Source organism: Bradyrhizobium sp. B117, assembly GCF_038969555.1.
GTDB lineage: Bacteria > Pseudomonadota > Alphaproteobacteria > Rhizobiales > Xanthobacteraceae > Bradyrhizobium.
The window spans coordinates 1,328,943-1,349,763 of the sequence record NZ_CP152414.1; the positions used below are offsets into that span (position 1 = coordinate 1,328,943).

At 64.4% G+C, this 20,821-nt stretch carries 19 protein-coding genes and 1 tRNA gene; 10 read left to right on the plus strand and 10 right to left on the minus strand.

Annotation, left to right across the window (positions count from 1 at the left end; all coding sequences use genetic code 11):
* Window positions 1–114 precede the first annotated feature (114 nt).
* Both carB and AAFG16_RS06485 read right to left on the minus strand, forming a co-directional pair.
* Window positions 115–3,579, minus strand: coding sequence for a carbamoyl-phosphate synthase large subunit (gene carB / locus AAFG16_RS06480; protein WP_342738135.1), 3,465 nt, complete (start codon window positions 3,577–3,579; stop codon window positions 115–117).
* Between the two features lie 143 nt (window positions 3,580–3,722).
* Window positions 3,723–4,892 (minus strand): MFS transporter, encoded by a 1,170-nt coding sequence (locus tag AAFG16_RS06485; protein ID WP_342738137.1) that lies wholly within the window; start codon window positions 4,890–4,892, stop codon window positions 3,723–3,725.
* A gap of 113 nt (window positions 4,893–5,005) precedes the next feature.
* Between AAFG16_RS06485 and AAFG16_RS06490 the strand changes: the two genes are divergently transcribed.
* A complete protein-coding gene (locus AAFG16_RS06490; protein ID WP_283084052.1) occupies window positions 5,006–5,377 on the plus strand; it encodes a helix-turn-helix transcriptional regulator in 372 nt (123 codons plus the stop codon).
* A gap of 134 nt (window positions 5,378–5,511) precedes the next feature.
* Here AAFG16_RS06490 and AAFG16_RS06495 read toward each other — a convergent pair.
* A tRNA-OTHER gene (locus tag AAFG16_RS06495) sits at window positions 5,512–5,587 on the minus strand.
* 54 nt (window positions 5,588–5,641) lie between these two features.
* A complete protein-coding gene (locus AAFG16_RS06500; protein ID WP_342738139.1) occupies window positions 5,642–6,343 on the minus strand; it encodes a methyltransferase domain-containing protein in 702 nt (233 codons plus the stop codon).
* A 114-nt stretch (window positions 6,344–6,457) separates the two neighbouring features.
* On the opposite strand from AAFG16_RS06500, the gene AAFG16_RS06505 reads away from it, so the two are divergent.
* Window positions 6,458–6,982 carry a DNA starvation/stationary phase protection protein gene (locus AAFG16_RS06505; protein ID WP_027563745.1) on the plus strand — a complete coding sequence of 175 codons (525 nt, stop codon included), beginning with the start codon at window positions 6,458–6,460 and terminating at the stop codon, window positions 6,980–6,982.
* Window positions 6,983–7,145: 163 nt separating this feature from the next.
* Here AAFG16_RS06505 and AAFG16_RS06510 read toward each other — a convergent pair whose 3' ends face one another.
* Together AAFG16_RS06510 and carA are read right to left on the minus strand one after the other, a co-directional pair.
* Window positions 7,146–7,667 carry a cupin domain-containing protein gene (locus tag AAFG16_RS06510; protein ID WP_342738141.1) on the minus strand — a complete coding sequence of 174 codons (522 nt, stop codon included), beginning with the start codon at window positions 7,665–7,667 and terminating at the stop codon, window positions 7,146–7,148.
* A gap of 121 nt (window positions 7,668–7,788) precedes the next feature.
* Window positions 7,789–8,979: a glutamine-hydrolyzing carbamoyl-phosphate synthase small subunit gene (gene carA / locus AAFG16_RS06515; protein WP_283084055.1), complete on the minus strand. Its 1,191-nt coding sequence runs from the start codon at window positions 8,977–8,979 to the stop codon at window positions 7,789–7,791.
* A 227-nt stretch (window positions 8,980–9,206) separates the two neighbouring features.
* Here carA and AAFG16_RS06520 point away from each other — a divergent pair, with 227 nt between their 5' ends.
* From AAFG16_RS06520 to AAFG16_RS06545, 6 genes are all read left to right on the plus strand, one after another.
* Complete coding sequence (locus AAFG16_RS06520) at window positions 9,207–9,662, plus strand: GatB/YqeY domain-containing protein (protein WP_342738144.1); 456 nt, start codon at window positions 9,207–9,209, stop codon at window positions 9,660–9,662.
* A 126-nt stretch (window positions 9,663–9,788) separates the two neighbouring features.
* Complete coding sequence (locus tag AAFG16_RS06525; protein WP_342738146.1) at window positions 9,789–10,928, plus strand: epoxide hydrolase family protein; 1,140 nt, start codon at window positions 9,789–9,791, stop codon at window positions 10,926–10,928.
* A 261-nt stretch (window positions 10,929–11,189) separates the two neighbouring features.
* Window positions 11,190–12,800, plus strand: a complete 1,611-nt coding sequence (locus tag AAFG16_RS06530) for an acyl-CoA synthetase (protein WP_342738148.1) — start codon at window positions 11,190–11,192, stop codon at window positions 12,798–12,800.
* Window positions 12,801–12,809: 9 nt separating this feature from the next.
* On the plus strand, window positions 12,810–13,277 hold the full coding sequence (locus AAFG16_RS06535; protein WP_283084059.1) for a MarR family transcriptional regulator: 468 nt from the start codon (window positions 12,810–12,812) through the stop codon (window positions 13,275–13,277).
* 79 nt (window positions 13,278–13,356) lie between these two features.
* Window positions 13,357–13,725: a nuclear transport factor 2 family protein gene (locus AAFG16_RS06540; protein ID WP_283084060.1), complete on the plus strand. Its 369-nt coding sequence runs from the start codon at window positions 13,357–13,359 to the stop codon at window positions 13,723–13,725.
* Window positions 13,726–13,727: 2 nt separating this feature from the next.
* Window positions 13,728–14,168 carry a hypothetical protein gene (locus AAFG16_RS06545; RefSeq protein ID WP_342738150.1) on the plus strand — a complete coding sequence of 147 codons (441 nt, stop codon included), beginning with the start codon at window positions 13,728–13,730 and terminating at the stop codon, window positions 14,166–14,168.
* A gap of 105 nt (window positions 14,169–14,273) precedes the next feature.
* On the opposite strand, the gene AAFG16_RS06550 is transcribed toward AAFG16_RS06545, so the two are convergent.
* Entirely contained in the window at window positions 14,274–16,502 is a 2,229-nt protein-coding gene (locus AAFG16_RS06550; RefSeq protein ID WP_342738152.1) for an ATP-binding protein, read from the minus strand.
* 245 nt (window positions 16,503–16,747) lie between these two features.
* On the opposite strand from AAFG16_RS06550, the gene AAFG16_RS06555 reads away from it, so the two are divergent.
* Window positions 16,748–17,521, plus strand: coding sequence for a DUF2189 domain-containing protein (locus AAFG16_RS06555; protein ID WP_283084063.1), 774 nt, complete (start codon window positions 16,748–16,750; stop codon window positions 17,519–17,521).
* A gap of 300 nt (window positions 17,522–17,821) precedes the next feature.
* Here the strand turns inward: AAFG16_RS06555 and AAFG16_RS06560 are convergent, their stop codons facing one another.
* From AAFG16_RS06560 to AAFG16_RS06570, 3 genes are read right to left on the minus strand one after another with little or no spacing between them, the layout of a single operon-like run.
* On the minus strand, window positions 17,822–18,334 hold the full coding sequence (locus AAFG16_RS06560; RefSeq protein ID WP_342738154.1) for an SRPBCC family protein: 513 nt from the start codon (window positions 18,332–18,334) through the stop codon (window positions 17,822–17,824).
* Complete coding sequence (locus AAFG16_RS06565; protein WP_283084065.1) at window positions 18,331–18,801, minus strand: SRPBCC family protein; 471 nt, start codon at window positions 18,799–18,801, stop codon at window positions 18,331–18,333. Before AAFG16_RS06565 ends, AAFG16_RS06560 begins: the two co-directional genes overlap by 4 nt.
* Window positions 18,794–19,108 (minus strand): helix-turn-helix domain-containing protein, encoded by a 315-nt coding sequence (locus tag AAFG16_RS06570; protein WP_342738157.1) that lies wholly within the window; start codon window positions 19,106–19,108, stop codon window positions 18,794–18,796. The genes AAFG16_RS06565 and AAFG16_RS06570 overlap by 8 nt, the downstream gene beginning before the upstream one ends.
* 265 nt (window positions 19,109–19,373) lie before the next feature.
* On the opposite strand from AAFG16_RS06570, the gene AAFG16_RS06575 reads away from it, so the two are divergent.
* On the plus strand, window positions 19,374–20,819 hold the full coding sequence (locus AAFG16_RS06575) for a hypothetical protein (protein WP_342738159.1): 1,446 nt from the start codon (window positions 19,374–19,376) through the stop codon (window positions 20,817–20,819).
* The last annotated feature ends 2 nt before the right edge of the window (window positions 20,820–20,821 follow it).

Below are 20,821 nucleotides of genomic sequence, written 5' to 3' on the forward strand. Positions count from 1 at the left end.
GTTATGTGGGTCTGGCGCCGGAACAGAACAACCACATGGCCGGACAGTTCCTCCGGCCATTGTGGCTTCATTGCCAATCACTTAGCGGAAAGGCTGAGCTTTCCGCGCCCGCGATCAGGTTTCCGAAAAGTAGCTCTGCAGGGTACGAACCTCAAGGTCCCCGCCCAGATAGGCGCGGATGCCCTGCGCGGCCGCCACGGCCCCGGAAAGAGTGGTGTAATACGGCACTTTATGCAAGAGGGCCGCGCGCCGCAGTGAACGGCTGTCCGCCAGCGCCTGCGGGCCTTCCGTGGTGTTGAAGACGAGCTGGACATCGCCATTGGTGATGGCATCGACGATGTGCGGCCGCCCTTCCAGCACCTTGTTCACCTTCTCGGCCGGGATGCCCTCGTCAGTGAGGAAGCGCGCCGTGCCTGACGTCGCCAGCACCTTGAAGCCGAGCGAATGCAGTTCGCGCACAGCGTCCGCGATGCGCGTCTTGTCGCTCTCGCGCACCGAGACGAACACCGTGCCCTTGCGCGGCACCCGCGTGCCGCCGCCGAGCTGGCTCTTGGCAAAGGCGACCTCGAAATTGCGGTCGATGCCCATGACCTCACCGGTCGAGCGCATCTCCGGGCCCAGCACGGTGTCGACGCCGGGGAAGCGTGCGAAGGGAAACACCGATTCCTTGACGCCGACGTGCTTGAACTCGCTCTTCTTCAATTTGAAGTCGGCGAGCTTCTCGCCGGCCATGATGCGCGCGGCGATCTTCGCGACCGGCGTGCCGATCACCTTGGCGACGAAGGGCACCGTGCGCGAGGCGCGCGGGTTGACCTCGAGCACATAGATCTCGCCGTCCTTGATGGCGTATTGCACGTTCATCAGGCCGACGACGTCGAGGCCGAGCGCGAGCTCGCGGGTCTGCCGCTCCAGCTCGTCGATCATCTCCGCGTCGAGCGAGTGCGGCGGAAGCGAGCAGGCGCTGTCGCCGGAATGGATGCCGGCCTCCTCGATGTGCTCCATGATGCCGACGATGAAGACGTCCTTGCCGTCGCAGAGACAGTCGACATCGACCTCCGTGGCGTCCGACAGATAGCGGTCGAACAGCAGCGGGTTCTTGCCGAGCACGGTGTTGATCTGCCCGGTCTTGTCGTTCGGATAGCGCGCCTTGACGTCGGCTGGCACCAGCTCCGGCAGCGTGCCGAGCAGATAGTCGTTGAGCTGGTTCTCCTCGCGGATGATCTGCATCGCGCGGCCGCCGAGCACATAGGACGGGCGCACCACCAGCGGCAGACCGAGATCGGCGGAGACGAGCCGCGCCTGCTCGACCGAATAGGCGATGCCGTTCTTCGGCTGCTTCAGCCTGAGCTTGTCGAGCACGCGCTTGAAGCGGTCGCGGTCTTCGGCGAGATCGATGGCGTCGGGCGAGGTGCCGAGGATCGGCACTTCGGCAGCTTCCAGCGCGCGCGCGAGCTTCAGCGGCGTCTGGCCGCCAAACTGCACGATCACGCCGTGCAGCGTGCCGTTGCTGCGCTCCTTCGCGATGATCTCCAGCACGTCCTCGGCGGTGAGCGGCTCGAAATAGAGCCGGTCGGCGGTGTCGTAGTCGGTCGACACCGTCTCCGGGTTGCAGTTGACCATGATGGATTCGTAGCCGGCGTCATGCAGCGCGAAGCAGGCGTGGCAGCAGCAATAGTCGAACTCGATGCCCTGGCCGATGCGGTTGGGCCCGCCGCCGAGGATGATGACCTTCTTCTTGTCGGACGGCGTGCTCTCGTCCGCAGGCAGGCCCGCAAACGGCGCCTCATAGGTCGAATACATGTAGGCGGTGGGCGAGGCGAATTCGGCGGCACAAGTGTCGATGCGCTTGTAGACGGGGCGGACGTCGAGCGCGTGGCGCTTCGCCGTCACCTCGGCTTCCGTCATATGGGCGAGCACCGCGAGGCGCGCGTCGGAGAAACCCATGGCCTTGAGCGTCCGCATGCCGAAGGCGTTGCCGGGCAGGCCATTCTTCCGGACCTTCTCCTCCATGTCGACGATGCCGCGCATCTCGCCGAGGAACCACGGGTCGATCTTGCAGGACTTGAAGATCTCCTCGTTGGTCCAGCCGAGGCGCATCGCCTGGGCGACCTGGAGCAGCCGGTTCGGCGTCGGCGTGCCGAGCGCGGCGCGGATCGCGTTCTTGTCGTCGTCGCGGCCCAAACCCTCGATCTCGATCTCGTCAAGGCCGGTCAGTCCGGTCTCAAGCCCGCGCAAGGCCTTTTGCAGGCTTTCCTGGAAGGTGCGACCGATCGCCATGACTTCGCCGACCGACTTCATCGACGTGGTCAGCGTGGTGGAGGCGCCGGGGAATTTCTCGAACGCGAAGCGCGGCACCTTGGTGACGACGTAGTCGATGGTCGGCTCGAACGAGGCGGGCGTCGCGCCGCCGGTGATATCGTTGGAGATCTCGTCGAGCGTGTAGCCGACCGCGAGCTTGGCGGCGACCTTGGCGATCGGGAAGCCGGTGGCCTTCGAGGCCAGCGCGGAAGAGCGCGACACGCGCGGGTTCATCTCGATGACGACCATGCGGCCGTCCTCGGGATTGACGCCGAACTGCACGTTGGAGCCGCCGGTCTCGACGCCGATCTCGCGCAGCACCGCCAGCGAGGCGTCGCGCATGATCTGGTATTCCTTGTCGGTCAGCGTCAGCGCCGGCGCGACCGTGATGGAATCGCCGGTGTGCACGCCCATCGGATCGAGGTTCTCGATCGAGCAGACGATGATGCAATTGTCTTTCTTGTCGCGCACCACCTCCATCTCGTACTCTTTCCAGCCGAGCACGGATTCTTCGATCAGCACTTCGTTGGTCGGAGACGCGTCGAGGCCGCGCTCGATGATGTCGAGGAATTCTTCCTTGTTGTAGGCAATGCCGCCGCCGGTGCCGCCCATGGTGAAGGAGGGACGGATGATCGCGGGCAGGCCGATCTCGGACAGCGCCATCATCGCCTGTCCGAGCGCGTATTCCTGATAGCGCTTGCGGCGATCGCCTTCGCCGAGGGTCCATTGCCGGTCGAGCTCTTCGAGCGCTGCGCCCGACAGCTTCTCGCGTTCGGCGTGGTATTTGTCGCGGAACGACTTCTTCAGCTCGGACGCGTTGGCGAGCCGCGACTTCGGCGTCTGCAGCCCGATCTTCTCCATGGCGTTGCGGAACAGCTGGCGGTCCTCGGCCTTGTCGATCGCATCCGCGGTGGCGCCGATCATCTCGACGTCGAACTTCTCCAGCGTGCCCTGCCGGCGCAGCGACAGCGCGCAGTTCAGCGCGGTCTGGCCGCCCATGGTCGGCAGCAGCGCGAAGCCGCCGGGAATGACGTGGCGCTCCTTCTCGATGATCTTGGCGACGATCTCGGGGGTAATCGGCTCGATATAGGTGGCATCCGCCAATTCCGGGTCGGTCATGATGGTGGCCGGGTTGGAATTGACGAGGACGATGCGATAGCCCTCTTCCTTCAGCGTCTTCACCGCTTGCGTGCCCGAATAGTCGAACTCGCAGGCCTGGCCGATCACGATGGGACCGGCGCCGATGATCAGGATGGTGGTGATGTCTGTACGTTTGGGCATCAACTCTCGCCGGACTGGAATTTGGGCACAAAAAAAGGGCGCGCCTGTTGCGCGTCCCTTTGGCCGAGAGCGCGGTGGTCTCCCTCGCGCGCGGGTGGGTCTTAGACCAGTTTTCGGGGCGGCGAAACCCCGAAAAACGCCCATCAACCGGCAATTTTAACGGGTTTTGGCCGTGCCTGCCAGCCGCGGGCGAGGTGCACCAGAAGCGAGGCCGCAACGCTCGATCCGCCGATCCAACCGAGGTCGGTTGCCGACAGGGTGGCGAGCACCGCGCCGCCGAGCGCCCCGCCGATGGCGAAGCCGAGATACATCGCGGAGGCATTGAGCGAGAGCGCGATCATCGAGGCCTGCGGCTCGATCCGGATGATGCTGGCGATCTGGGCCGGATAGAATGCCCACCCGGAGAGGCCCCAGAGGAAGATCGCGCCCAGCACCGCGTAATGCGCCTGGCCGGGCATCAGCTTCAGGACCAGCGAATGCAGGATTAGCGCGCTCGCCATGCCGGCGAGACCGAGGGCCGCGGTTGCGAGCGTGCCGAACCGGTCGGCGAGGATGCCGCCAAGCATGTTCCCGATCGCGGCGGCACCGCCGAACACCAGCAGCGCGAGGCTGATCTGCGGGGCATCGAAGCCGAGGCCATGCAGCGGGACCGCGAAATAGGTGAACACGGTGAAGCCGCCGAGCGCCCAGAGAATGGTGATCAGCAGCGCGATCACGACATTGCTGTGACGCGCGACCGCCAGCCGTTCGCCGAGCGAAGCCGTGTTGCGCGGCAGGCCACGGGGCAGGCCGAGCAGGAGACCCGCGAGCGCGACGGCGCCGATCAGCGCGACCATGGCGAAAGTCGCGCGCCAGCCGAGCAGGCTGCCAATGAGATTGCCGAGGGGGACGCCAATGACCGTCGCAACCGTGAGGCCCGAAGTGACCAGCGCCACCGCGCGGCCGCGCCTCTCGGGGGAGGCGACGGCCACCGACACGGCGAGCGCCGTCGGCATGCATAGGCCGGAACCCAGCGCCATCAGCATCCGCGAAGCCAGCAGCAGCGCATAGTTGCTCGCCACCATGGCCGCGAGATTGCCAGCGATGAAGGTCGTCAGCGCCAGCGCCAGCACGGTGCGGCGGTCGATATTGTTCAGCGCCACCGCCAGGATCGGCGATCCCACGGCATAGGTGAGGGCATAGGCGGTGACCAGTTGGCCCGCGGCGGAGACCGATATCGAGAGATCATTGGCGATCGCCGGCAAAAGGCCAGCAATGACAAAGCCTTCGGTGCCTATCGCGAAGGCCCCGAGGGCCAGCCAGAATACGCTCATGTGCAGTTGATCCCTATGTTCAATGTTTATTGAACTATCGAAAGCAATGGTTTCAGTGTCAGTTGGTTCAAGAACTATTGAACATTGCGGCCGCTTTGCTATGATTCCGGACCATGAGCCGCACGCCCCTCCATCCCACCCGCGAGCAGATCGAGCTGCCGATGGTTCTGGATTGCCTGAGCGATCCGATCCGACTGGCGATCGTTTACCAGCTCGCGCAGCAGGAACGTGTCAGCAGTGAACTCTGCTGCGGCGACTTCTCCGCGCTCGCCGGCAAATCCAACCTCGCCTATCACTTCGCAAAACTGCGCGAATGCGGCCTGATGCTGACGCGCGTCGCCGGCACCAACCGCTTCATGCGGCTGCGCCGCGAGGATCTGGATGCGCGGTTTCCGGGCTTGCTCGATGCCGTGATCAGCTCGGCGGCCAAGGATGCGGACCGGCTTCAGCTGCTTCCGGAGTGCGAGGTGGTTGAGGCGGACTGAAGTTGAGACGATTGCGTGCGATTTGGCCGGCAGTCCGTCTTCGCTTTCGCTTCGCTCCAGCTACGCCGGACACGCTTCGCCCCTTTCGGGCCTTGCGTGGCTGCGCCACGCGTAGCCCCGAAAGGGGCGAAGCGTGGAGACCCGGCCTGGATTTGAACCAGGATGAAGAGCGTTGCACCGCCCTCGCGTAGACGCTTCCGCCACCGGGCCGTCGCGATCATGCCTGATCAGGATACCGCGGGCCACCTCAGCTAATTATTATGCTTAACGAACCAAAGGCGGCCGCGCGATGAAGGTCATGCGCCAGCGATTGTGGCCGATATTGCCGTGGGCGCGCTGGACCGCGAAGCCCGCGGCCCTCAGCTTGGCGGTGATCTCGTCCTCACTGTAGCGCTGGAGCCCGATGCGCGAGCGCAAGTGACGGTAATCTGACAGCGCGGTGCTGATCAGCCCGACCAGCGCATCCTTCAGAAAACCGTGCCGCAGGCCGAAGCTGAGCAGCGCCATCACGTCGCGGCCCATGCCCACATTGGGCTGCAAGATATCGCCGAGCACGAGCTTGCCGGAGGGCTTCAGGATGCGGCGGATGTTGAGCAGTGCGGCGTCGAGCTCGTCGGGTGTCATGTATTGCGCGACCGAGTTCATCACCGCGAGGTCGATCGACTGGTCCTGCATCTTGCGGACGTCGTCGAGCGAGCGGACGCGGATCTTCGTGTTCGGGGCAAAGCGCGCGATCAGCCGGCCGCGCACGCCGGGGGCCGGCTCGGCGAGGATCAGCTTGCCGCAGGCCGATGCCACCTGGCCCGCCGACAGCGCCTCGCCGCAGGCATAGTCCAACACCGTCGCGTCGGGCGAGGGGATGTAACCAATGATGTCCCGCGCGATGATCTGGAAGTGCAAATCGCGATGCAGCTTGCTGACATAGATCGTATGCGTCGAGTCGTAATAATCGATCCAATCGTCCATGATATCCGAGGGTCCGGGCCGAATGGTTCCTGCCAAGGAACCGGCGCTGGCCGCCTTGCGTTAGGGGTGCGACGGCGCGCCGTCAATGTCCGCGTCCTAACAGGAAGGTTCATCGTGAGCAAAGCCCCCAGCAAGGTCTCGCCCGACCTCGACACCCCCACCGATTTGTCGTCCCAGGCGGTCAACAAGGTTTCGGAGGCGCTCAATGTGCTTCTGGCCGACGCGTTCGCGCTGTATCTGAAGACCAAGAATTTCCACTGGCACATCAGCGGCCGGCATTTCCGCGACTACCATCTGCTGCTCGACGAGCAGTCCGACCAGATCTTCGCCACCACCGACCAGCTCGCCGAGCGCGTCCGCAAGATCGGCGGCACCACGCTCAAATCGATCGGCCAGGTCGCAAAGCTCCAGACCATCAAGGACAACAACGAGGACTACGTCCCGCCGCGCGAGATGCTGCGCGAGCTGATGCAGGACAACAAGCATGTGGCCGCCGCGATGCGGAAGGCGCATGAGGTCTGCGACGAGGCCGGCGATGTCGCGAGCGCCAGCATCCTCGAAGTCTTCATCGACGAGACCGAGCGCCGGACCTGGTTCCTGTTCGAAGCCACACGGCAGGAAGGTGGCAACGAGGCGTAAGGGCCGGCTGCTGTAGCTCCGTAGGGTGGGCAAAGCGACTTGTCCGCCGTAGCTCGAAGAGCGAAGGCGGAAGCGTGCCCACGAACTGCATCTTGCCGGTAGGTTTGGTGGGCACGGCGCGCAAGAGCGCGCCTTTGCCCACCCTACGGCACCGTCTTTGTAGCTACCGCCACAACCGCATCAACGCGCCATTCTTGCCCGTCACCGGATCGGTCGGCGGCAGCGCCACCTTCGGAATCGCCTTCAATGCCTTGGCGTGATTTTCCGGCGTCGCGCGCGTGATCTCCATCTTCGCACCCGGCGGATAAGCACCGATCACGCAGAAATCACTACTCGCCCTGACGCACTGATGCCCGGTGCCGGCGGGCAGGATCGCGGCGTCGCCCGCCTTGATCTCCAGCTCCTGGCCGTGATCGCCGCCGAAGCGGACCCGCGCATGGCCGCGCGCGACGCCGAGCACTTCATGCACGGTCGAATGATAGTGGAGATAATCGTAGACGCCGTTGCGCCACGTGCCGCCCCAGTCATTCGCCTCGAACAGGTTTTCGATCGTCTCTTCCGGATGCTTGGGATCGAGCTTCACCGCACCCTGGTAGACCAGGAAGGGAAGGATGTTGTTCGGCACGAGCCCGTCATCCTCGAACACGATGGCGAGCGGCTCGGCCTTGTCGCGAACGACGGACATGGCTGGGGCTCCTGCGTGAGCGTAGCAGGGAACAACGAGGGGCGGGAGACGACGTTCCTCTGACGAAGAAGCCCGGGACCAGGCCCGGGCTCGATGCGTGACACAGCTTTGCGAGCGCGCCTTACGCGCTCTTCTTCTGCCGCATCAGATCGGCAAAGCGCTGGAACAGATAATGCGAGTCGCGCGGACCCGGCGAGGCCTCGGGATGGTACTGCACCGAGAACACCGGCTTGCCGTCGAGCTGGATGCCGCAATTGGATCCGTCGAACAGCGAGATGTGGGTCTGCGTCGCGCCCTTCGGCAGCGTCGTCTCGTCCACGGCAAAGCCGTGATTCATCGAGGTGATCTCCACCTTGCCGGTGGTCTCGTCCTTGACGGGATGATTGGCACCGTGATGGCCCTGATGCATCTTCTTCGTCTTCGCGCCGACGGCAAGACCCAGCATCTGGTGGCCGAGGCAGATACCGAAGGTCGGCGTGCCCGACTTGATGACGTCCTGGATCACGGGCACGGCATATTTGCCGGTGGCGGCCGGATCGCCTGGACCGTTCGACAGGAACACGCCGTCCGGCTTCATCGCCAGGATGTCTTCCGACGAGGTCGTTGCCGGCACCACCGTCACCTTGCAGCCGACACCGGCGAGCAGGCGCAGGATGTTGCGCTTGATGCCGTAGTCGATGGCGACGACATTGAACTCCGGCTTGTCCTGGCGGCCAAAGCCCTTGTCCCACAGCCAAGGGGTCTCGTCCCAGGTGAAGCGCTGGCCGCTCGTGACCATCGGCACGAGGTCCATGCCCTCGAGGCCAGGCCATTCGCGGGCTTCTTCCTTGAGGCCGTGCAAATCGAATTCGCCGGTCCTGGAATGCGCGATCACGGCGTTGGGCATGCCCTTGCTGCGGATCAGCGCGGTCAGCGCCCGGGTGTCGATGCCGGAGAGGCCGATGATGCCGCGCGCCTTAAGCCAGGCGTCGAGATGCTTGGTGGCGCGGTAGTTCGAGGGATCGGTGATCGCGGTGCGCAGGATCACGCCGCGCGCCCCTGGCGTCGCTGCCATGTTCACCGTCTCGATGTCTTCCTCGTTGGTACCGACATTGCCGATATGCGGGAAGGTGAAGGTGATGAGCTGGCCGGCATAGGAGGGATCGGTGAGGATCTCCTCATAGCCGGTCATCGCGGTGTTGAAGCAGACTTCACCGACGGCGTGGCCTTCGGCGCCGAGACCGAAGCCTTCGAGCACCGTGCCATCGGCGAGCACGAGGAGCGCGGTCGGTTTATGGTCCGGCCAGGCGGTATCGTTTTCATGTTGGGTCATGAGCCCGCTTCATAAGCCCCCCACGGGCGCCCGTCAAAGCGCAGAAGCGCCGATTCACATGCGTTTTTGCATATTTGACGGGCGGCTTCAGGCACTTAGGCAGGAACCAGCAACTTTGCGCCATTTCGGCCCCTGATGGGGAAACAAAGCACCGGCAGCCGGTCCAGTCTGGCCTCTTGGCCGCGAACGGCTTAGATCAGGCGCGACAGATTGAGAGGATCCCGGCCATGCTGCGCGACGACATCAACAATGCGGTCAAGGAGGCCATGAAGGCCAAGGACGAGCGCAAGCTGTCCACGCTGCGCATGGTCAACTCGACCATCAAGAACGCAGACATCGACGCGCGCGGGCAGGGCAAGCCGCCGCTGACCGACGCCGACCTGCTCGCAGTGCTCCAGAAGATGATCAAGCAGCGCCAGGAATCGGTCGAGCTCTACGACAAGGGCGGCCGCGCCGAGCTCGCCGCGCAGGAGCGTGAAGAGATCGCGGTGATCTCGGCCTATCTGCCGAAGCAGATGTCGGACGACGAGGTCAAGAAGGCGATCGCGGACGCCATCGGCGAAACCGGCGCTGCCGGCATGAAAGACATGGGCAAGGTGATCGCGGTGTTGCGCACGAAGTATGCCGGCCAGATGGATTTCGGTAAGGCGTCCGGATTGGTGAAGGCCGCTCTGACGGGCTAGCCGTCATTCCGGGGCGACGCGAAGCGTCGAGCCCGGAATCCATCGTGCTGCTCAGTCCGTTGCTTAATGGATTCCGGGCTCGCGCTACGCGCGCCCCGGAATGACAAGAAAGGGAGAGCAAAACCGATGACCGGCGCGATCAAGCCGTTCTACATCGCCATCAGCGACGACATCCTCGCCGACCTCAAATCGCGCCTCGACCGCACGCGCTGGCCGGAGGCGGAGCTGGTGGACGATTGGAGCCAGGGCGCGCCGCTGCAATGGATCAAGGAGATCTGCGGCTATTGGGCGAGCGGCTACGACTGGCGCGCGCGCGAAGCGAAGCTCAATCGCTTCGATCAGTTCACCACCGAGATCGACGGGCTCGACATCCACTTCATCCATGCCCGCTCGAAAGAACCGTCCGCGCTGCCGCTGATCATCACCCATGGCTGGCCGGGCTCGATCGTGGAATTCCAGAAGGTGATCGCGCCGCTCACCGATCCCGCCGCGCATGGCGGCAATCCCGCCGATGCGTTTCACGTGGTCTGCCCGTCGCTGCCGGGCTTCGGCTTCTCGGCCAAGCCGAAGAGCACCGGCTGGGGTGTCGACCGCATCGCCGCGACCTGGGCCAAGCTGATGGACCGGCTCGGCTATAACAGTTACGGCGCGCAAGGCGGCGACTGGGGCTCGGCGGTGACGACCTCGCTCGGCGCGCAGGACGCCGAGCACTGCGCCGGCATCCACATCACGCTCGCCTTCAACGCTGCGCCGAAAGTCGAGGGCGAGCCGACGGCGGAGGAGAAGCGCGCGCTCGCCGGCCTCAAGCACTATGTCGATCTCGACTCCGGCTATTCCAGGCAGCAATCGACGCGACCGCAGACGCTCGGCTATGGCCTGACGGATTCGCCGAGCGGGCAGGCAGCCTGGATCCTCGAAAAGTTCTGGGCCTGGACCGATTGCGACGGCCATCCCGAGAACATCTTCAGCAGGGACGAGCTGCTCGACAACGTCATGCTCTATTGGGCGACCGAGACGGCGACATCGTCGGCGCGGCTTTATTGGGAAAGCTTCGGCAAGCGCCGCACCACGCCGGTGGTCAAGGTGCCGACCGGCGTCGCAGTGTTCCCGAAGGAGATCATCACGCCGGTGCGGCGCTGGATGGAGCCGAACTTCCACAACATCACGCATTGGAGCGAGATGGAGAAGGGCGGTCATTTCGGCGCCTTCGAGCAGCCGGAGCTGTTCGTGCGCGATGTCAGGACGTTTTTTCGGACGGTGCGGTGAGGCCCCACTGTCATTCCGGGGCGCCCGCAGCGCGAACCCGGAATCCATCGGGCCGCAGCAAACGCTGCGCAATGGATTCCGGGCTCGACGCTGGCGCGTCGCCCCGGAATGACGCCTGAGAAACAAGATGCCTCCCCATCGTCATGCCCGGGCTTGTCCCGGGCATCCACGCGCTTAAAGTGGCTGTTCAAGCAAGAAGAACGTGGATGGCCGGGACGAGCCCGGCCATGACGCCGAGACTCCGGGAAGACGACCAAGCCCATGCTGACCGAAGCCGCAACCTACGACGAGCTCTATCGCAACTTCCGCTGGGACATCCCGGCCCGCTTCAACATGGCGGAGGCGTGCTGCGACCGCCATGCCGATGGCACCGGACGCCTCGCGCTGGTCTATGTCGACGAGAACGGCGCGACCACGCGCACCTCGTTCGACGAGATCGCGGACATGTCGCGGCGCTTCGCCAATGTGCTGAAGGCCGACGGACTTGTGCGCGGCGACCGCGTCGCGGTGTTCCTGTCGCAATCGCTGGAATTGCCGATCGCGCATCTGGCGGCATTCCGCGCTGGCCTGATCTCGATCCCGCTGTTTGCTCTGTTCGGCGAGGACGCGCTGGAGTTCCGCCTGTCGAATTCGCAAGCAAGAGCCATCGTCACCGACGAGGCGGGCTGGGAGAAGCTGACGAAGATCCGCGATCGGTTGCCGTATTTGCAGGACATCTATGTCACGAGCGGCGCGGTTCATGCCGGCGCAAAACCGTTCTGGTCGGCGATCGAAACCGCGTCCGAGGACTTTGCGACCGTCGATACTTCCGCCGACGATCCCGCGCTGATCATCTACACCTCAGGCACCACGGGCAACCCGAAGGGCGCGCTGCATGCGCATCGCGTCGTGCTCGGCCATCTGCCCAATGTCGAGATGTGCCACAACTTCCTGCCGAGGCCCGGCGATCTGATGTGGACGCCGGCGGACTGGGCCTGGATCGGCGGCCTCATCAACGGCCTGTTCGCATTCTGGTATCACGGCATTCCGCTGGTGGGACACCGAGCGCGAAAGTTCGAGCCGCAGGCGGCGATGCAGATGATGGCCGATCTTTCCGTCCGCAACGTCTTCCTGCCGCCGACAGCGCTCAAGCTGATGCGGCAGGCGGGCGTGAAGCATCCCGGCGTCAAGCTGCGCAGCATCTTCACCGGCGGTGAATCGCTCGGCGGCGAGCTGCTCGGCTGGGTGCGCGAGACCTTCGGCATCGACGCGCACGAAGTGTTCGGCCAGACCGAGTGCAATCTCGTGATCGGCAGCAACTCGAACCTGTTTCCGATCCGCCCGGGCGCGATGGGCAAGGCCACTCCAGGCTTCGACGTCCGCATCGTCGACGACAAGGGCGAGGAACAGCCGCGCGGCCAGCGCGGCATCATCGGCGTGCGCCAGCCGTGCCCATGCACGATGCTTGAATACTGGCGCAATCCGGAGGCGACGGCGAAGAAATATGCTGGTGGATTTCTCTTGACCGGCGATCTCGGCGTGCAGGATGAGGACGGCTATTTCTGGTATGTCAGCCGCGAGGATGACGTCATCACCACCGCCGGCTATCGCGTCGGCCCGTCCGAGATCGAGCACACCTTGATGAAGCATCCGTCGGTCGCGATGGCCGCGGTGGTCGGCATTCCCGATCCGATCCGCACCGAGTCCATCAAGGCGTGGATCGTGCTGCGTCCGGGCTTTACCGGCAGCGATGCGCTCGCGCGCGAGATCCAGGACTTCGTCAAGGTGCAGCTTGCCGCCCATGAATATCCGCGTTTCGTGGAGTTCGCCGAGACGTTGCCGATGACGGCGACGGGCAAGGTGCTGCGGCGCGAGCTGCGGGCGAGGGGATAGCTTCCGACAATGGCAAAGGCCTCTCAAGCCGCGGGGCTTCACCGCGCCTCGCTCGACAAGCTGCACGATCTCGATGCGGCGCTGGAGCTGATGTATTACGGCTGGCGCGGCATGACGCTGGAGGCCGACGAATATCTTGCGAAGCAGGGCCTGTCGCGTCCGCATCATCGTATCCTCTACGTGGTGGCGCGCCGGCCCGACATCGCGATCGGCGCGCTGATCGAAATCCTCGGCATTTCCAAGCAGGCCCTGAACCGGCCGCTCAATCTGCTGCTGGAGCGCAAGCTGGTGACGTCGAAGCGGTCGCCGGAGCAGCATCGCTCAAAACTGCTGCGCCTGACCGCCGCGGGCCAGCGCATCGAGCAGAAGGCCTCGGACCATGAGCGCAAGGTCCTGCGCGAGGCGTTCGACCGGGTCGGGGCGCCGGGGGCGGCGGCATGGATGGCCGTGATGGGATCGATCGCCGACAACAACTGACGAATCCTGAAGTCAACATAGTTGACATGAGGCGCGCGCTTTGCCACCTTCCCGGCAACGAGCCGGGGAGGGCTGCCTCATGGGCGCAAAGAAAATGGATCGCGCGGCCGCCGAGCGCTTCGTCGCGGCTTGGTGCGCGAACTGGTGCAAAGTCGACATCGACGCGGTCGTCGCGCATTTTGCCGATGACGCACAGATGCGCAGCCCTCTGGCGCTGTCGCTGACCGGTTCTCCCGTCGTCACGGGCGCCGAGAACATCCGTGCCTATTGGCGCCAGGCCTATGGCCACATCGAAAGCGCCGACCTGAAGATCCTGAGCTGGAGCTGGGACGAGGTCATCGCGCGCCTGATCGTGTGGTGGCAGCTCGGCGACACTCGCGCCAGCGAGTTCATGGATTTCGACGATGCGGGCCGTGTGGTGCGCAGCGAAGCTTTTTACGGAAAATGACCATGCACCTTTCGGATTTCGTCCTGCCGCTCAACGCGCTCTGGTTCGGCGGCGCCTTCGTTCAGTTCAGCATCGCCCAGCACAACACGCTGAAGATCTTGCTGCCGCGAGAAGAGCGTAGCAATCCGATCGCGCCGACGCTTGCGGCCAGCGTTGCGTTCCTCGGCGGGATGAATCTGCCGATCGGGTTGTTGTCGCTGTATCTTCTGGCCGCTCGCCCCTCGTTCTTCCAGCCGGTCGAGGCGCAGCTCGCGCTGTTCCTGTTCTTCGCCGCCTGCCACTTCAGCCAGTTCGCCTACAATCTTCCGGTCCTGATGCGCGGAGGGCGCGTCGGGGTGGCATACTGGCCGGTGCTCAAAGGCCCGATGCTCAGGATCTTCGTCATCGACGCGGCGCTGTTCGCGGCCAATCTCGGCGTGGCGCTGCTGCTCGTATCTCGCTGACTTGAGCATGATCTTTTCGGAAAAGTGCGCAGCGGTTTTCCGGAAAGATCATGCTCAAACATTGACCCAAAGCGCGATGACGATTCATCCCGATCTCATCGCGCTTTAGCGCGACGGCGCCGACAGGGCCGACCGCAGCGTCGCGGCGAGGTCCTGCCGCCGGAATGGCTTTGTCAGGATGCGGGCGTCGACCCCATCCGGCGTCTTCACCGGATTTTGGCTGTAGCCGGACGTGAAGAGCACCTTGAGCCCGGGCCGCAATTGGTTTGCTTGCCTCGCAAGCTCCGGCCCGAACATGCCGCCGGGCATCACGACGTCGGTGAACAGCAGATGGATGTCCCCGGGCTGGCGCAGCACCTCCAGTGCCGCAGGCCCGTTCGACGTTGCAATGACGCGGTAGCCGAGGGTTCTCAGCTCGCTCTCGACATAGGCTCGCACCATCTCGTCGTCCTCGACGACGAGAATGGTCTCGTGTCCGTCGGGGGCAACGATCGGCTCCGCTGGTAACGACTCCTCGCTCGGCGCCGTCGCAATACGGGGGAAGAACAGCCTGACGACGCTGCCCTGTCCCGGCTCGGACTGCAATTGCACGAGTCCGCCGGATTGCTGCGCAAATCCGTAGACCATGCTGAGGCCGAGGCCGGTCCCCTTGCCGACCTCCTTGGTCGTGAAGAACGGCTCGAACGCGCGGCTCGCGGTGTCCGCCTCCATGCCGCAGCCGGTATCGGTCACGGCCACCATGACATAGTCGCCCGGCCGCGGCTCGCCGTTGACGTCGAGATCGGATTCGCTGAGCGAGTTGTTGCGCACCTCGACCGTCAGCTTGCCGCCGTCAGGCATGGCGTCGCGCGCGTTGAGCACGAGGTTGAGCAGGGCGGTTGCCAGCTGACCGGGATCGACGCTGGTCAACCATAAACCCGGTCCGAACGCGAAGCTGCACTCGATGTGCTCGCCCAGCGTCCGACGCAGCAACTGCTCCATGCCGAGGACTCTTTCGGCAATGTCGATCTCGCGCGGCCTCAAGGGCTGCTTGCGCGCGAAGGCGAGCAGGCTGCGTGTCAGGTCGGAGCCGCGCTCGGCGGCGGTCGCGATGTCGTCGGCGATCCCTTGCAGTTCCTTGTTGCCCGCCAGCCTGTCGGCGAGATGCTCGGAGTTGCCGAGAATGACGGTCAGCAGGTTGTTGAAATCGTGCGCCACGCCGCCGGTGAGCTGGCCCATGGCTTCCATCTTCTGGGACTGGCTGAGCTTGTGGCTGAGGTCGGCGATGGCGGCACGTTGCTGCTCGAGCGACTCGGCGGTGCTGTTGAGGAGCATCATCAGTCCGCCGAGCTCGCCCCCCGGATAAGGCGGCGGAATGCGTGCGCTGAGATCGCCGAGCCCGAGCCGTTTCGCCATCGCGGCAAGCCGCCCGACCTGGCGCCCGACGCTGACGGTCGCGAGGATCCAGACGCCGGCGAGCAGCAGCAGCGAGGCCACCGCGAGAATCGCCATATCCTCGTAGAGCCGGCGGTTCGCCGCCGCGACCAGCCCGTCCTTGGAGCGTCCAACGATGATATAGAGGCCGGCCTTGCGCATCGACGGTGAGCGGGCGACGGCCCAGACCTGCGCGCGGCCTTCGCGATCGGTCAACTCGCGCGAGGCCTCGCCGTCGGACGAGGCCGCGAAGCGGAACAGGTCCGAGCCCGCGATCGACGCGCCGACGGGCTCGCGCCAGCCACCTAATCTGGGCGCGACCAGCACCGTGCCCTTGCTGTCGACGAGCAGGATCTCCTTCTCGGCGAGCAGACGCTTGTCGTGAAATTCCGCGAATTTGTTCAAATTGAACGAAGCGAGCAGGACGAATTTCAGCGCGCCAGCGTCCGAGCGCACGGGATAGGCGATCTGGAGCACCGATAGTCCGGTGAGGCGGCCGAACACCGGCTCCACCGCGACGACGCCTTGCGAGACCTTCGCCTGCTTGAAATAGGCGCGGTCATTCAGATCGAGCGTGCGGTTCGTCCGCAGCGAATCGCAGAACAGGCTGCCGTCGGGATCGATAGTCAGGATTCCGGTGAACTGCGGGTATTCCTCGCGCACATCGGACAGGAACGCCGAGCATGCCGCCTTGTCGCGCGTGTCAACGTCGCGGGCGCGGGCGAGGCCATAGTGGAGCTGGGCGGTGCCCTGGATCTTCTCGTCCAGGTCGCTGGCGATGTCCTCGGCGGATGCCGCGAGATTGGCCAGGGCCGCGTTGATCTCGCCCGTCCGGTTCTGCACGAAACGCAAGCCGACGAGGATTGCCGGCACGAGCATGGCCGCGATGACGAGGATCAGTAACCGGGTACGCAGGCTCATCGGTGGGGCGGATCCGCTCTTCGCGCGTGTTTGTTCGGAGGTACAATTTGCGGCACGATCGTCTGCTCAGTCCATAGGGATGGGCTCGAAAATCGCACGGAAGAGACAAGCATCTCGCTTTGCGCGTATTGTATCATCATTGCAATCTTCGCGTCATCCGCCATCGTTGCATGTGGGCGCGGCAGCGCTAATATTGTCATCCGCGCGCGACGAAAGATCGCGCCGGCAGACGAGGGAGGAAGCCGATGTCCATCTCGGGCAAGGTCGATCCGGTGGTGCGTGCCGTCGCGGCGACCGACATCGCGGAGGCGCTGGTCGAGGGCCTGCGCGATTTCCAGGCGCTGCCGCTCTACGGCCTTGTCTTTGGCGCGCTCTACGCCGTAGGCGGTATCGTCATCATGCTCTGCCTCACCGCCTTCGGCATGGTCTATCTGGTCTATCCCCTTGCCGCCGGCTTCGCGCTGATCGGGCCTTTCGTGGCGATCGGCCTTTACGAGGTCAGCCGCCGCCGCGAGCGCGGCGAGCCGGTCTCGTTCGGCGCGATCTGGTCGACGATACGCTCGCGCAGCGAGATCGGCTGGATGGCCTTCGTCACGCTGTTCGTGTTCGTGATCTGGATGTACCAGGTGCGGCTCCTGATCGCGCTGCTGCTCGGCCTGCATGCCTCGTTCTCCAGCCTTCAGGAATTCATGACGGTGGTGCTGACGACGAACGAGGGCCTGCTGTTCCTCGCGATCGGCAATGCGGTCGGCGCCGCGCTGTCGCTGATTCTGTTTTCGCTGACCGTGGTGTCGTTTCCGCTGCTGCTCGACCGCGAGGTCGATTTCGTCACGGCGATGGTGACGAGCGTGCGCGCGGTGGTGACGAGCCCGCTGCCGATGATCGGGTGGGCCGCCGTGATCGTGATGCTGCTGATCGTGTCAGCGCTGCCGTATTTTCTCGGACTGGTGGTGACGTTGCCGGTGCTCGGGCATGCGACCTGGCATCTGTATCGGCGGCTGGTGGTGCCGGTGTCGTAGTCATCCCGGCCTTCGCCGGGGCCACTCAGTGCCGTAGCGTGGGCAAAGCGAAGCGTGCCCGCCGGTCAGTCGTGGGCACGGCGCAAGGGCGCCTTTGCCCACCCTACGATTTTGATGGTGTCGTGTGATGGCGTTGGTGCCCATCAAGGTCGTCGCCCCCGCGAAGGCGGGGGCCCATAACCCCAGGGAGACGTGTCGGGCGAGCCGATAACCGCGAGTCTTCGCCAAACCTCTTCCTGTGGCTATGGGTCCCGGGCTCGCGCTTCGCGCGCCCCGGGACGACAGCTTGATCTGTAACGCCTACGGCGTCTTGATCCCCATTGCCTTCAGCGCATCGAGCATGCGCTGCGGCGGCCCCATTTTCACCACCAGCGGCTTGCCGGTCTCGAGCACGCTCTTGAGGCTGGAGAGAATCGCGGGCCAGCCGGAGCGGCCGCCGGCGAGGATGTCGTCGCTGAGCGGCCGGTCGTGGCCTTCGCTCATGGTCAAGCGCACCGCCTCGCCGACCTGTTCGATCTCGTAGGTGACGAGCGTCGGTCCAAGCTTCTCGATCAACTCGGGCCAGTTCACGTTGAACGTGACCGAGAGCTTTCGCGGCGGGTCGTAGGCGAGAACCTCGCCGCTGATGTGCAGGGCCCCATCGGGCGTGCGCACGACGAACGCGCCGCCAAGGCGCGGCTCGACCTCCACGCTGTTGCCGAAGAAATAGAGCTTGCTGAACCCGGCCGAGGTCAGCGCCTCCCAGACTTTCTCCGGCGTCGACGCGATGTAGATGGTGTAGACAGTCAGAGGCTTGAACTGATCGAGGTTCATTTTGCGTCGAATCCCTTGTTGAGGGCTGCGCGTGGGATGCCGAGCAGCTTGCCGGTCTCGAGCAGGCTCTTGAGCTGGGACAGGATCGCCGGCCAGCCATTGGAGACGGCGCCGAGATATTTACCGCCTTCGACGAAGCCGTCATGCAGCACGGTCAAACGCACGAGCGAGCCGAAAGGTTCGATGGTGAAGACGACGCGCGAGATCGGCTCGCCGCGCAGTTCCTCGAATTTGTGGTGCTTGAAGCTGTAGGACAGGCGTCGCGGCGGATCGGCTTCGAGAATTTCACCGGAATCGGTGACCTCGCCGTCGAGCATGAGCGCGAAGGGAGAGCCGACCTTCCAGTCCGACTTCACCTCGGCGCCGAACCAGTATTGCCGCGTGAACTCGCTCGACGTCAGCGCCTCCCACAGCTTTTCCGGCGTGGTCTCGATGTAGCTCACATAGACGAATTGGGGCTTACTCATCGCGCTTCTCCAACTGGCGTTTCAACTCGCTGAGCGCGCCGAGCTTGCCGCGCTCGAACTTCTTGATCCAGCGTTCGCCGATCTGATGGATCGGCACCGGATTGAGGTAGTGCAGCTTCTCGCGGCCATGCCTGATGGTCGTGACCAGGTTGGCCTCTTCGAGAATGACAAGGTGTTTCGTAACGGCCTGCCGCGTCATCGCGAGGCCTTCGCAAAGTTCGTTCAGCGTCTGGCCGTTTCTGGCGTGAAGCCTGTCCAAGAGCGAGCGTCGTGACGCGTCGGCGAGCGCTTTGAAGACCTCATCCATGGTGGCAATGATAGGCAGCCAGATGGTTGCATGTCAAGTGCAGCGTCATTCCGGGGCGCGCCACCGGGTCCGCGCAAGGCGCGGCCCGATGACAGGCTCCGCGCGAACTATGGTGCGCAATTGCGCACCTGAGAATCTCGAGATTCCGGATAACCGCTGCGCGGTTTCCGGAATGACAACTTGAGAAATCGTGTTTTGGTCGCCAACAATCGGCCGTGCTAGCGTTGAAGCTCAGCCAACACAGATTGGTTCCGGGAGGACTTTGATGTTCCGTTGCGTCCTGACTGCTGCCTGCCTCGTCCTTTTTGCCGGCAGCACTGTTGCCCACGCGCAAAAGCAAACCATCGGCGCGCCGCCGGAAGCTTCCAACATGAAGCTGGTCGGCAGCAACGACCTCCAGGCGCGCAGTGCCTATCAGCCCACCATCCATCACCAGGGCGATCGCTGGATCGCCTATATCGGCCATCACGGCGGCACCGACGACGTGCCGGCTCCCGTCAATTCGATGACGGGGCAGGCGGAGCCGAACGGAACCTCGATCGTCGATGTCACCGATCCCGCGCGTCCCAGATATCTGCGGCATCTGCCGGGGCAGGAAGGCAAGTATGAATCCGGCGGCGCGCAGATGGTGCGGGTCTGCGACGGAAAATCGTTGCCGAAAGGCGATCCCAACGCGGTCTACATGCTGCGCACCTTCGGCAGCGAAGCGCATGAGATCTGGAACGTCGCCGATCCCGCCAATCCGGTGCTCCTCACGCGCATTGGCGGTCTGAAGGACACGCACAAGAGCTGGTGGGAATGCGACACCGGCATTGCGTTCCTCGTCTCGGGCGCGCCGGACTGGCGCACGCGGCGCATGACGCAGGTCTATGATCTCAGCGATCCCGCGCATCCGCAGAAGATCCGCGACTTCGGCCTGCCCGGCCAGGAGCCGGGTTCGACCGGCGCAGTGCCGACCGAATTGCACGGGCCGATCTCGACCGGGCCGAACGGCAATCGCGTCTATTTCGGCTACGGCACCAACAAGGGCGGCATCCTGCAGATCGTCGATCGCGAGAAGCTGTTGAACGGGCCGAAGGAGCCGACGCCGGACAATCTGCGCTATCCCGAGATTTCGCGGATGCCGATGTCCGCCTTCAACGGCGCGCACACGACGTTTCCGATGCTCGACATGCCCGTCGCCGAGTTCGCCGAGGACAAGGATGGCAAGACGCGGGACATCGTGATGATCGTGGACGAGGCGATCCTCAACGAATGCGGCGAGGCGCGGCAGATGGTGTGGTTTGCCGACGTTACCACCGAGACGCGGCCGATGATGATCTCGAGCTACACCGTGCCGGAGGAGAGCGGGCGGTTCTGCCAGCGCGGCGGGCGGTTCGGCTCGCATTCGTCGAACGAGAGCATGGCCCCGGTCTATTACAAGAAGATGGCCTTCATCGCCTTCTTCAATGCCGGCGTGCGCGCGCTCGACATCCGCGATCCCTATCATCCGAAGGAGGTCGGCTATTTCATCCCGGCGATCACGTCCGCCACCGACAAGCGCTGCATTCCCGTCGAGGGCGGCGAGCGCTGCAAGATCGCGATCCAGACCAACAATGTCGAGACCGATGAGCGCGGCTACATCTACATCGTCGACCGCGCCAATACCGGCCTTCATATTCTCGAGCTGACGGGACCTGCGCGCACCGTGGCCGGCCTGCCGAAGAACTGACG

Coding starts and splice junctions, on each gene's coding strand:
- carB (WP_342738135.1), bottom strand. CDS start 3,579: ATGCCCAAACGTACAGACATCACCACCATCCTGATCATCGGCGCCGGT.
- AAFG16_RS06485 (WP_342738137.1), bottom strand. CDS start 4,892: ATGAGCGTATTCTGGCTGGCCCTCGGGGCCTTCGCGATAGGCACCGAA.
- AAFG16_RS06490 (WP_283084052.1), top strand. CDS start 5,006: ATGAGCCGCACGCCCCTCCATCCCACCCGCGAGCAGATCGAGCTGCCG.
- AAFG16_RS06500 (WP_342738139.1), bottom strand. CDS start 6,343: ATGGACGATTGGATCGATTATTACGACTCGACGCATACGATCTATGTC.
- AAFG16_RS06510 (WP_342738141.1), bottom strand. CDS start 7,667: ATGTCCGTCGTTCGCGACAAGGCCGAGCCGCTCGCCATCGTGTTCGAG.
- carA (WP_283084055.1), bottom strand. CDS start 8,979: ATGACCCAACATGAAAACGATACCGCCTGGCCGGACCATAAACCGACC.
- AAFG16_RS06520 (WP_342738144.1), top strand. CDS start 9,207: ATGCTGCGCGACGACATCAACAATGCGGTCAAGGAGGCCATGAAGGCC.
- AAFG16_RS06525 (WP_342738146.1), top strand. CDS start 9,789: ATGACCGGCGCGATCAAGCCGTTCTACATCGCCATCAGCGACGACATC.
- AAFG16_RS06530 (WP_342738148.1), top strand. CDS start 11,190: ATGCTGACCGAAGCCGCAACCTACGACGAGCTCTATCGCAACTTCCGC.
- AAFG16_RS06535 (WP_283084059.1), top strand. CDS start 12,810: ATGGCAAAGGCCTCTCAAGCCGCGGGGCTTCACCGCGCCTCGCTCGAC.
- AAFG16_RS06540 (WP_283084060.1), top strand. CDS start 13,357: ATGGGCGCAAAGAAAATGGATCGCGCGGCCGCCGAGCGCTTCGTCGCG.
- AAFG16_RS06545 (WP_342738150.1), top strand. CDS start 13,728: ATGCACCTTTCGGATTTCGTCCTGCCGCTCAACGCGCTCTGGTTCGGC.
- AAFG16_RS06550 (WP_342738152.1), bottom strand. CDS start 16,502: ATGAGCCTGCGTACCCGGTTACTGATCCTCGTCATCGCGGCCATGCTC.
- AAFG16_RS06555 (WP_283084063.1), top strand. CDS start 16,748: ATGTCCATCTCGGGCAAGGTCGATCCGGTGGTGCGTGCCGTCGCGGCG.
- AAFG16_RS06560 (WP_342738154.1), bottom strand. CDS start 18,334: ATGAACCTCGATCAGTTCAAGCCTCTGACTGTCTACACCATCTACATC.
- AAFG16_RS06565 (WP_283084065.1), bottom strand. CDS start 18,801: ATGAGTAAGCCCCAATTCGTCTATGTGAGCTACATCGAGACCACGCCG.
- AAFG16_RS06570 (WP_342738157.1), bottom strand. CDS start 19,108: ATGGATGAGGTCTTCAAAGCGCTCGCCGACGCGTCACGACGCTCGCTC.
- AAFG16_RS06575 (WP_342738159.1), top strand. CDS start 19,374: ATGTTCCGTTGCGTCCTGACTGCTGCCTGCCTCGTCCTTTTTGCCGGC.